Raw genomic sequence first — 2,101 nt, 5'->3', positions numbered from 1 at the left:
CCGAATTCGCGCACCTCGTAGCTGGCGGCGGCCACCACGCCGCGATTGCCGGCGCCGCCAACGATAACGGGACGACCCCGAAGATCAGGATCGTCCCGTTGTTCGATGGACGCGTAGAAAGCGTCCATATCGACATGAATGATGCGCCGCCGCCCGACCATGCTGGTGTGAACCCGGAGCCCGGCAATGGCCGGGCGACCGCGCAACAAGCGGGGGTGCTCAGCCGGCGACCGGGAACTCCGCGAGTATCTCCTCTACGGTTTTCCGGACCGAATCCCGGTCAAAGCTCTTGCGGGTGAGGCGTTTCTCATCCCAACCGCGCCAGACCAGGGTCTCGGACTCGCGGTCGATGATATCAACAATCACCACGGCCTCGTCGTAGGAGCGCGGCGCCGGGGCCTCGCGCACGGTGGTTGAGCTGTAGTGATAGCTGCGCCGCGGGGTGATCGGGGTGATCAGCAGCGAGCCGTCATCCTGCACGTGATACTGCGCCATAGTGACGCTGGTGCCGAAGCCACTCGAGCGTACCTTTTCCCGGGTGCTGGTGTGGTAGGTGACGTAAAAATCCGGGTTTTCCTCGTCGTACTCGTAACCCTGGTCTTCCAGGCTGCGCACAATGGCGGTGCGCATGCGCTTGTCCATCAGGTCGCTGTCGAGGATCGGATTATCAACCTCACTGCGTTCCGGTTCCTGCCAGGCAAAGGTGCGATAGCCGGCCAGGTCTGCGTGATTGTCGACTTCCGTCTGTACCGGGTTGCCGCAAGCTGTCAGCGACATCAGGACCGCTAAAAAGAAAATGCTACGCAAACTACTCATTGGGGTCTCCTTTACTGGGTTCAAAAAAGTGTCTGCCCCTCGAAAAGACCGGCTTTTTGCCGGCGACTCGCCCCATACAACGCAAAAGGCGAATGCCGCGTTGACAGCATCCGCCCGAAAAATTTCCAGCTGATTGTTTTACAACGTTTTTAAGGTGTCACGACAATGGTAATCGGATTTGACATAACAGGCGGCTGGTGCGGGATATGGTTTGCATCGCCCAGCAGCAACTGCAGAGTGTGCTCGCCCGGTTCCAACTCGATGACGGCTTCCGTCTGACCGCCGCCAAAATGCAGATGCTTTGCATCGGCGGGAATGGGCTTGTCGAGATCCGGTAACGGCGTATCAATCAGCAGATGGTGATGACCGGTACCCTTCGCGTTGATGCCGGCCGGTGCCACGCCCATTTTCTGAAGCCCGAACACCACCCGCACCGGGCTCGTTACAACTTCGCCATCGGCCGGGCGGAGGATATACACCGCAGCGCCCTCGGGCGCCGCGGTGCGCGGCAGGTCACCGGCAAGCGCCATACCAACACAGCAAAACCCGATGACAGCCAGTCCCCGCATGCGAATGTCTCCAATTCAGGTCAGCCTTATTCTAGCAAACAGGTGTTGGCCCCCGAGATTCAACCTGCTCAGTCGGAACATTTTCAGTGAAGCCAGGTCTATTTGCTGGCCGCGCTGAGCGTTCCCGCAAATAAATCTGAACGCAGGTGAATTCCGCCGCTACTCAGATATGAGCGCAATCCATCGATGCGCAGCTCAGACTGTGAGGACCGTATACAGCAGGCCGAGCATCATGGTGATCGCCAGGCAAAAGAAGTAGGCCGTGATCAGCAACAGGTACTTGATCAGCGTGAATAGGAATCCCTGGCCGTAGACACGGCGCAGCGCCTTGAACAGGTACACCGGTATGTAAATCGACAGGGCGATAATCGACAAGACCGTCACCACGCCCTGACCCGGGAACAAATCCGGAATCCGCGCGAGCAGGATGGTCATGGTCAGAGTCAGGAAAAAGAACGAATGGAAGTGCACGAAGAACAGCAGGTGTTCGACGTAGTAGCGCCCCGAGCCCAGATAGAGAAACTTTTGCACCAGGGCAATCAGCGGCAGAAACAGGAAAATCATGGTGGGCAGGTTGTCGTACAGGCTTTTCATAAAGGCCTTGCCCTGGTCCGCCGCAATCTTGCGGCAACGCTCGCGGATCAACTCCAGGACTTCCGGTCGCTCCAGTCGCTCCCAACCGATTTCGAACTCGATGTCGTCGCACTTCTCGACGC

Annotated in this window: 4 protein-coding genes; all 4 read right to left on the bottom strand. The window is 58.4% G+C overall.

Annotated features, from left to right (window positions below; genetic code table 11):
- Positions 1–161 (bottom strand): DNA polymerase IV (locus HKN06_05030; protein ID NNF60681.1); only part of this gene is annotated, 161 nt, incomplete at its 3' end.
- A 58-nt stretch (positions 162–219) separates the two neighbouring features.
- Positions 220–816 carry a DUF4136 domain-containing protein gene (locus HKN06_05025; protein ID NNF60680.1) on the bottom strand — a complete coding sequence of 199 codons (597 nt, stop codon included), beginning with the start codon at positions 814–816 and terminating at the stop codon, positions 220–222.
- A 149-nt stretch (positions 817–965) separates the two neighbouring features.
- Positions 966–1,385 (bottom strand): DUF4399 domain-containing protein, encoded by a 420-nt coding sequence (locus HKN06_05020; protein ID NNF60679.1) that lies wholly within the window; start codon positions 1,383–1,385, stop codon positions 966–968.
- Positions 1,386–1,580: 195 nt separating this feature from the next.
- Positions 1,581–2,101 (bottom strand): hypothetical protein (locus HKN06_05015; protein ID NNF60678.1); only part of this gene is annotated, 521 nt, incomplete at its 5' end.

The sequence above is a fragment of the Gammaproteobacteria bacterium genome (assembly GCA_013003425.1).
Taxonomy (GTDB): Bacteria; Pseudomonadota; Gammaproteobacteria; order Steroidobacterales; family JABDKV01; genus JABDJB01.
Note: the sequence above shows the minus strand (reverse complement) of the source record. Positions and strands in the feature narration are given on the sequence as shown.